7 protein-coding genes and 1 pseudogene are annotated in these 8,361 nt (G+C 49.8%); 7 read left to right on the top strand and 1 reads right to left on the bottom strand.

Features of this window, described 5'->3' with window-relative positions; genetic code table 11:
- Window positions 1-336, bottom strand: a 336-nt coding sequence (locus VE954_RS17990; RefSeq protein ID WP_324955251.1) for a hypothetical protein, incomplete at its 3' end; no start/stop codon positions are given.
- Window positions 337-1,053: 717 nt separating this feature from the next.
- Here VE954_RS17990 and VE954_RS17985 point away from each other — a divergent pair.
- The 7 genes and pseudogenes from VE954_RS17985 to VE954_RS17955 all read left to right on the top strand — a co-directional run.
- Window positions 1,054-1,851 carry a hypothetical protein gene (locus tag VE954_RS17985; protein WP_324955249.1) on the top strand — a complete coding sequence of 266 codons (798 nt, stop codon included), beginning with the start codon at window positions 1,054-1,056 and terminating at the stop codon, window positions 1,849-1,851.
- On the top strand, window positions 1,848-2,810 hold the full coding sequence (locus tag VE954_RS17980; RefSeq protein WP_324955247.1) for a hypothetical protein: 963 nt from the start codon (window positions 1,848-1,850) through the stop codon (window positions 2,808-2,810). Before VE954_RS17985 ends, VE954_RS17980 begins: the two co-directional genes overlap by 4 nt.
- A gap of 17 nt (window positions 2,811-2,827) precedes the next feature.
- Window positions 2,828-4,810 carry a hypothetical protein gene (locus VE954_RS17975; RefSeq protein ID WP_324955245.1) on the top strand — a complete coding sequence of 661 codons (1,983 nt, stop codon included), beginning with the start codon at window positions 2,828-2,830 and terminating at the stop codon, window positions 4,808-4,810.
- A gap of 20 nt (window positions 4,811-4,830) precedes the next feature.
- Window positions 4,831-6,600: a pre-toxin TG domain-containing protein gene (locus VE954_RS17970; protein ID WP_324955243.1), complete on the top strand. Its 1,770-nt coding sequence runs from the start codon at window positions 4,831-4,833 to the stop codon at window positions 6,598-6,600.
- A 15-nt stretch (window positions 6,601-6,615) separates the two neighbouring features.
- Window positions 6,616-6,912, top strand: coding sequence for a hypothetical protein (locus VE954_RS17965; RefSeq protein ID WP_324955241.1), 297 nt, complete (start codon window positions 6,616-6,618; stop codon window positions 6,910-6,912).
- A gap of 53 nt (window positions 6,913-6,965) precedes the next feature.
- Window positions 6,966-7,373, top strand: coding sequence for a hypothetical protein (locus VE954_RS17960; RefSeq protein WP_324955239.1), 408 nt, complete (start codon window positions 6,966-6,968; stop codon window positions 7,371-7,373).
- Between the two features lie 289 nt (window positions 7,374-7,662).
- Window positions 7,663-8,361: pseudogene (locus tag VE954_RS17955) on the top strand (hypothetical protein); the annotation flags it as partial.

Genomic DNA, 8,361 nt, shown 5'->3' with positions numbered 1-8,361 from the left:
AGAAGCATAAGTGTAGACCTTAAAAGTCAGGAGGTCCTTCAAAACAGCCTCAGCAATAGCTGCTCGCTTATCTATGCTGGCCGGTGAAGTTCCTGCAATCTCCCGTACCTCATCAGGATAGAAGTCGCCCAAAACTCCAAGATAACCTGCCGGTGAAATTACCTTCAGAATGCGGTAGGCATTTAGAAAGGACAACCTTTTTTGCTCGCCGCTACTCAATCGATATATCGTCGTGTAATCGACATCGGCTTGCCTTGAGAACCATCGCAAGCTTTCATCCTTTTGGCTAACAAAATCCCGAATTTCTTCTTTCAGGAAGTCGCAGATTGAACCCATTAAGACACCCCCCCGTCATTTCTTGTAGACCTTCTATAACCAGGCTTTGAAACCTTGAAAAGGGCGGATGGACTGCGGTGGGTAATTTTCATGATTAAACTTCCTTTCCACGATCGTTAATAACCGTGTTCGGCTATCTTCAACTGAAGCAAAGCATGGCCGATATAAGCCAAACAAACTCACTGACTTTGAAAGTGAAACAGACTAACGGTCGCATCATTACTGGTTTTGTTCGATCAGTTCATTGGAAATTTGTCGTCAACTGTTTCTTCAAAAGAAGCATTTTGCTCTTGCTCACTGTCGGAGCTTGGCAGGAAAAATGGGATTAGCTATTCCTCGATAACCCCCAGTGGTGAATTTATGACGAAAAATTTCCACAAACAAAAACACCAGGGAGTTGATGCAAGCTGTAAACGTAGAAAAATAACTGTTCTCAGGTAAAAAAGAAGGAAGCAACCAGCAACCATTCAAAACATTCAATCCCATCTTGATTCTGCAGCGAGGATTCACTTTTTATCGCTGCTTTTTCTTGCCGGTAAAAGGAGCTGAGTGATGAAAAAATCATGGTCCGGAATACAAGATGCCACCGGCCCTGGCTGCTCTTTTCGATGCCGAATGTTCTGATGGCCGTTGGCTGTTCGGAAACAGGCAGCCTGTAGGCTTTTTGTGCCTTCTGAGTTTGAACACTAACAAAAACCTTATCGCGAGAAGGCTTCTATGAAGTTAAACTCATGGCTGGCTCTGGCCGGCTTTGTCTTCCTGGCTGGTCCCCTTAAAGCGGACATCAGTGAAAGCGTGACCGGACCCTACCGGCATTTTTGGATTTATGAGGGTCGGGAGGAATTCAGCTCCACATCGTCGTGGGCTACGGACCGCCCAAGCAAAGAGCGCTACATCAGCCCTAGTGAAGCTTATCCAAGGGATGAGTTTTTTCAGTGGAGAGTCGGCCTTCAAAACTTCCCCGTCCTTGTCAAACCGGCTATTGATGTAAGACAGGTCAAATGGAACGTTCCAGAATTCAAGCTAAGCCCCCATCTTCCTTGTTTTCAGTGTGATATACGCATGCATCTGGGTGTCAAGGCCAGCGTGCAAATGAGCCAGTTCGACAAACTTCAAAATCTGCCCATCTACAACTGGTCCTATCTGATATCACTGCATAGCCTTTTTATGAATGAAACCGACATGGCATTTCCTGCCACTTATACCTATTCCATCGACAGTCATTGCCACAGCGACGACAAATCTTATGTCGCCTCCTATAACCTCGCGGAGAAGACCGCTACGGAAGACATGGCTCCTCGTCAGGACTGGACCTATGACAATGAAGAGATGACCACGATCAGAAAAAGTGATTACGAGCATCTTTCCGAGCTGTGTAAAGTGCAAGGCGGCTCCTATCTCGATACCATCCTAACGGTCCACTATAAGGCAACAGTGCAGCCGCATGTCCTTGATGACAGAGCCTTGAAAGTCCAGTTTTTGGGCGTGAAAATTCAGGAGATCGTAGAGCCATGAAACATATCGTCGTGAAAATGTCCTTTGCCTTTATGGGCACTCTCCTCGGGCCCGGAGCCGCGGAGGCCAAATTGCTCCGTTATGACTTTACGAAAAATAATTGCACCGATATCAGCGGAATTCTTGTGGGCTGCAAGAGCGTCCCACGGGAGGATTTCAAGCTGACCCGTGCGATCCCGACTTTCAGTTCGACTGAAGGTGTCCGGGAAAGCCTTGTCCGCCAGGCCCGGGTGCAGATGTTTTATAAAGCGTTCTGCGAATCCAGCTCGCCCATGGATTTCGCCTTCAGGATGACCTACGGCAGTCAAAAGCGGGAGCAAAAGCTCGTTGTAAGCGATCAGCTCGAGGAGCTGGCCCTGACTGACGTGGGGAACCAGAGCCTGTCGGTGGAGTTCCTATACAAACCCTCATCCTTTAACTACGTCCAGCCGGGATGCTTCGTTGAATTAACCAGCGCCGTTCGCTATCTTCCAGGTCCCATCCTCGAAGACCACACGCGAAACCTGAACGCGGTGTATGACTCCTATCACATCATTGCCGATATGCTGAAGAACTCCGAGGCGAAATCCCTGGATCTTACGAATTTCAAGGACTACCTCAGTCGGCAGCAGCTCAAACTCATTGACGAATGTCTTGCTGCAGCCGGGGTAACGGGCACCCTTGGCGATGAAAAGGATCTGTGCTTGAACTCCTCAGCCTCATCAGGAGCGATAAGGCGGCTCAAGTCGGAGATTACCGCCATTGATGAGCTTCAGGCCGAGCTGAACCAGGATTCGGGAGAGACGCCTTATAAGGCTGCCCTGGAGGGGCTTGACTCATTTATTAAAAAAATCGATCAGGAGTACATCTCCTTGGCTGCTTTCCTTGAGCGTGAAGCCCAGGCCCTGGCCGGGAGGCCCGAAATGGACTCCATCGCGCGCGATTACAGGGACGTGCTTGAAAATATATCTCTCAGATGACCCGGAGGTCGATCCTTATGAAAAATATTCTCTTTCTCCTTTTGCTCCTCGGTGCTGCGTTTCCAGCCTATTCATACACATGTGACAAGGGCTGTGCCGAGCAATCCTACTTCGAGAGCTGGTGCCCCACCGCTAAAAACCCCAAAAGGACCTGCAAGAAAGTAAATCTCTTTCAGGAGGCTGCCTGCAGCGCCTGGCAGGAGGGCAACTGCAGGGGAATCTGGGCGCCAAAAGGCGAACACCTTGACGGAAGGGTTTATCAGATTGACAGCAATGCAGAGATCGTCGTCAAAGAGGAATACCAGAAAAAGGCCCAGGTGGGAGGTGATGACAGCAGCTCCACCGAAATTGGCATTATCCTTGATGAGGGCGCCATTGGAGAGGTTTTCAACAAACTTTCAAACAGGCATGGATCCTTTATTTGCCAGAGCGGCCGCTGGCAGGATGCCCGCGAAGGGCGGCTGGAATGGGCGGAGATATCCCGAAGCGAATTCTGCCGTCTCAGCACGCAGCATATGCACACAGGCCCCTTCCATCTTTGGAAACGCGATGTCGTAAGAAACCTCTGCGAAGGAAGCCTTGGCCTCAGCCAGCATGCTGGAGGCTACAGGCAGTACCGATGCATTGACGTCAATGCTGAATTCAAAGCGGCAGAAGCCGAGGCTGTTCGGCTTGGCAGGGAGTATCGGGATGCGCACAAGGCCGTCATCACAGAAAAGCAAAAAGTCATCAATGGATTCCTATTGGGCGTTGAGGCTGAGGTCAAGGAAAGACAGACCGAACTTGATTGGGCGGCGAGGGAACTCGAAAGAAAAAAGGCACGCCTCAACTCCATCGACACCTGGCGCTATTCCTATGCTGATGCCGCAAGGGAGATGAGGGATCACCTTCAGGCCAGACTCAATACCGTTGACCAAAAGACCGCCACCTTCCTGACAAAGCTGAGAGATCGGAAAGCCGCCAATACACGTTTGAATGCCGACGTTGTCGAGATGAGCGGCAGGTTTGCGGCAAAGCTCAGCTCTGCCCAACTCAATTCCCTTTACCAGGAGATTGTGGATGCATCCGACAGCTATAAGGAAAACGTCTGCAGTGCCGGGAGCACTCCCGACGAAATCCATGCAGCGCGATCAAGCTATGAATCAGCTCAACGCACACTCGATGAGTGGCAGGATCACCTCGATCGCACCCATGCCATGATCCTAAGGATCATGCTGCCGGGCGACTTTGACCTTGCCCAGTTCAAGACCCTCAATCAGTCCTCTTTGGATGATTACAAGGCGCGATTAAGGGCGCGGGCCTATATCCATAATCCAGTGGACGAGAAGCTCTCGACTCCGCATGCATGCGGCAGGCTATCGGATCTTAAAGCCCTGGCCGAAAAGCTGAAGGTCGAAGGATTTTATGCGAGTGTCGCAAATTCTTATAAGGAGATTGCAAATGCCCTTATAAGCCAATCGCTCAGGATCAAAAAGGACCGTCTGGAGCGGGAGGCGTTCTGGGAAGCCGTCGCCTCACTCAAGAAGCTTCAGACCGAGTATAGCGGGGCAAGCCTTAAGGGCGACCTTGGGAAGGCAGTCGCCATCAACGATGGGCTGGAGAGGACCATATCCGATCGGCGAAGCGAGCTGGCCATGCTCCTTCGCAAGCATGGCATCCCCTTCCCGGAGCAGCGCTTCGATACCGAGGCGAATCCGATAGCCGCGAAAATCAGGACCCTCCACGGAACCAATTTAACCCAGCTAGACAAGTTTTATGTCAGACGCCTTGAGGGGGTTGAACTTTTCTACAATCGCCTCAGCCGTCAGGTCCAATCGCCTGGTCTTCAGAAAAAATTCAAGGACCAGGTCAGCGATCAGATCGTCGTACGTACCGGCCGCGAGATGGCGAAGCTCTGGGATTTGGAGCCGAAGGGGCTCGGCCAGTACCTTCAGATGGACCTCATGCTGGCGGAAGTCGAAAGGCTTCTATCTGACTTTGAACAAACTGAAATCAACTGATTAAAAGTGGGCGGACATATATGAGAAAGCACTTAAGGAAAGCCTGGATTTTCATGCTTTTGGCGGTAGCGGGCCTTGTCATGGGAGCGCCGTCACAGTATTACGATGGCACCGGACGGCCATACCCGTCCCTTCACACAGACCAGTATACGAACCTTTACAATGCCCGTGGCTATGGAAAGTTCTATGGCGTGATCTTTGATTCCAAAAAGCTTGATGAAGAGCTTTACAGCCGCTACTGCGTGAACTGGTTTGCCTGTAACATTCATGGCAAATCGAGCTGGGACAGGGTTGAACAGGATATCGGCAGCGAGAAGACCAAAAAATTTGAGGCTGAAAAGCAGGCTGTCCATGGTCAGATAGCCTCGCTCGATCACCAGATTGCTTCCATCGAAGCCAATCGGCCTGACCTTCAGGGCGAAATGAAAAAGCGTTATGACCGGGCCACAGTCGAGATTGGCCGCCTGGAAGGGCTTATAGCGGATAAAGGAAAGGAGGACGCGAGCTTTACCGGGGAGTTTGAGGCAGAGGCCGGGCGCTACCTCAATGATCTGGCGCAGGATGTCGAGGAGCAAAAAAACGGTTCAGATGCGAATAGCCAGGGACCAAAGGAAGCCTCATGGAAAGGCGCGTTGGACGCCGCTGAAGGAGAAGGGCAAAGCCTTGCCAGCGGAGTCTTCGGTGTGCCAGCTGCCGAGGTGAAGTACACCTATAAAACTCCAAAAGCCACTGAATTCGGCTCCCGCCTTTTTGAAGCTCAGCGTTACCATCAGGGAGCCGAGGGTTATATCAAAGGCCTCACGAGCGATCCCTACAAAGCTGAGCGCCTTGGCCTTCTTGATTATTCAAATCTTTATCTGGGCCTTGCTGACCAGTACAATGCTTCGGGTCAGTCGCGGGACGGCACCCTCTTTCTCAATGCCGCCTTGAATGCAATTGATCTGGCCATTGGCTTTGTGCCTGGGGTTTCACTTGGCTACGATCTTCTGCAGATTGGCCTCGGCCGTAATCCTCTGACCGGGGAAAAGCTTTCGAACCTGGAGCGTGGGGTCCTGATTGGAACTCTTTTTGTCCCATCTGCACTATCAGGAGCAGGGAAAAGCCTAGCCCGACTCGGCAAGGCTCTGAAGGGTATGCCTGATAACAATCTGGCGAAGCTGCTTGTTAATGTAATTAACGAGTCCGATAAGGTTGCAGGGAACATTATCAATCGTCAGCCCTGCTTTGTCGAGCGAAGCAATATAGACAAAGTCTTTGACCTGATAATCGGTGCGACCAAAGCCTATGCCTGTGACGCGAAGAACCAAACTGATGTCCTACTCGACGCTGCTCGAAATTTGGGTATGGAGAATGCCAGTGACATTCAAAAAGCCCTTGGTTCCTATGGAAAACCCAGAAGGATTGCAGCAGATCCTAATTTCATTGCTCCTGCCAAGTCAATTGACCAGTATGGCAGGCTGACAAATGGTAAGTATACCGTCATACCCGGTGAGCAGGCTCGCCATACCGTGGGCGCTTTTGATGCTACAGATCATGCAGGTCGACCCTTGCCTGCTGGAAAAAGTCAGTTCCTCTATAGAACAAGTGCGGATGACATCACCTTGGACGCAGCAGCCTACGCTGACAAAAGAAATTTGTGGCAGGATGATGGGCAAGGTGGTTTAAAGGCAAAGGTGATCTTTGATCAGCCAGTTGGCGTTCACAATCGGACTGGGAGCGTCACGAACGTAGTCAATGTTTATGCCAGAAAAAATGGCAATATTCATGGAAGCCCTTCATCACCGGAATAAAAGCGAGAGGTTTGCATGAAGCAGTTAAAAGGCTGGATCCTTGAAGATAACCTCTACCCTTTTCTTGAGATCCTGGCCGATGAATGCCAATATCGATTTGATGAATTGGACAAGGATGCTTTGAAAGCCGGAGTTAAAGAGGATGAGACGTTTGAGTATTCATTCAGCGGAGCTGCCTGCTCGATTGATCTTTCGGTCTTTTATGAAAGCGGAACATCAGTGGTCGAGATAGCCTTGAAAGTTCCGGACGCATTATGCGAACGCATAGGCATGCTCTATGGTGTCTGCCAGGGGTATCGCCTCACCAGCTGATCTGTGGAAGGAAAAGGGGGACTGGATCCCCCTATTTAAAGCCGGAGCGGATTGTGAGCCACAGCGTATCATCTGATCAGGACATATTTTCATCTCTGCCAGATCTTCTTGAGGATCAACATAATATCGAAATCATGACTGTCACAGATGGTCCCGATGCCATGTTCCTTATCCTAAGAAATATGCAGACCGACAAACGCTATCGCTTGGATGTTGATGCCATCCAATACTACCAGGTAACCATGAATGAAGCATATTACGCTTATCGCTGGCAGACAGACGCCATCATGCCTCAATGTTGCTTTTACTCCATAGAGAATTCCAGGCTTGTAGACTGGCTTGTTAAAGTTTCTGGCGGAATTCTGGATGATATCAACAAAATCCGTCACCTTGTCATCATAACATGTGAAAGAAGCGCCGACCTTGTGTTCTATGGAGAGTTTCGTATCACTCCTATATAGCTCGATCGCGCGGGAAACAAACCGATCCGCCTGAAAAGCTCTTAATGCACTAGTTTATTGGTTGATGTGGCCTTCGCAGGAAAGGCAGAAAACATTAGGGTTGCTCAATCGAATCCTAAAGGCATGTGGGACGAAGCTGCCAAGGGCATCGTAAAAAAGGTGTCTTTATTAATGATGCTAAAGGTGAATTCCCTCCTTTTAAAGATCATCAGGTGTTTTCCAATGCGAGGCTTACTAAGTGAAACTGCGGGCTAGATCCAGGTTTCAAAAATAAGATAAAGGTATGGTTATGAGAAAAGTTTCTACATTAGTAAAAATTCCGGCTTTCGCCAATGCTGTAATGCTGCTCATTTCGGCCTGCGATTCGTCTCGTGATAAAAATAGCAATAGTGAACCGCCCTCTACGGCAACTGAGACGTCCCAAGTGAATCCGATTGTGGCAGTTGAGCCGGTTCCAACCGTGATAGCTGAGCCAATTCCTGATCCGGTTTCTCCAACGCCAGATCCTGATCCTATAGAAGATGACGCCTTGCCAGCCGCGAGACCATTGACGGTTGCGGAAAAAGAGGAATATCTGGCTCAGGGCAATCCTGTCCTGTCATCCCACTGGAATTACGGGCGATTGGGCGCTGGATTTGACACGGCAAATATCTATTGGTTTGATGGTTGTATGGAACGACCCGCGAGTGCTCAACCCATGGGTGAACATACATATGACCAAAACCAATTCTTTATCATGCCCGTGACTTCGCAGCGTCAAATAGAAGTTCTTTTCGCGGACAACAACTTTCATTTTAACCGCGAGCTGGACAACTATGATGGTGACAATACGATTTTAACTTTGGTTGCAGTTATTCGAAAAGTACGAAAATCCACAAAAGCGGTCGATATGTCTCTGAATCCAGCTTTGCGAAACCTAAGTCCAGCAGAATTCGCCGAACGCTGCGGTCAGGTTTATGAAGTCGGGACGGTTTCCGGGTTTCAAACG

This window comes from Oligoflexus sp. (assembly GCF_035638955.1).
Classification (GTDB): Bacteria; Bdellovibrionota_B; Oligoflexia; order Oligoflexales; family Oligoflexaceae; genus Oligoflexus.
Note: the sequence above shows the minus strand (reverse complement) of the source record. Positions and strands in the feature narration are given on the sequence as shown.